Below are 242 nucleotides of genomic sequence, written 5' to 3'. Positions count from 1 at the left end.
CTGCTGCTAGTTCAGGCTCAGATTCAAAGCCTTGAGGTATTTGTTCTTCTTCGTCTAGCATACCATCTAAGTGACCAGACTCCACTAAAGATGCTTGCTCTAACGCAACTTTCGATTCACCCTCAACAAACTCATCACCCAGATCGTTATCAAAATCGTCGTCCTGTAGCGCAGGCTCTGGATCTTCCAATAGCCCCTCTTCATCACCGACATCAGCCAACAAGTCATCAAGGTCGCCTAAG

The 242-nt window shown here is 47.1% G+C and carries 1 protein-coding gene; it reads right to left on the bottom strand.

Features of this window, described 5'->3' with window-relative positions; translation table 11 throughout:
* On the bottom strand, positions 1 to 242 hold a 242-nt coding region (locus N480_RS25705; RefSeq protein ID WP_196761538.1), incomplete at both ends, for a hypothetical protein.

The sequence above is a fragment of the Pseudoalteromonas luteoviolacea S2607 genome (assembly GCF_001625575.1).
Taxonomy (GTDB): domain Bacteria; phylum Pseudomonadota; class Gammaproteobacteria; order Enterobacterales; family Alteromonadaceae; genus Pseudoalteromonas; species Pseudoalteromonas luteoviolacea_E.
This window is presented reverse-complemented; position numbering and strand designations above follow the sequence as displayed.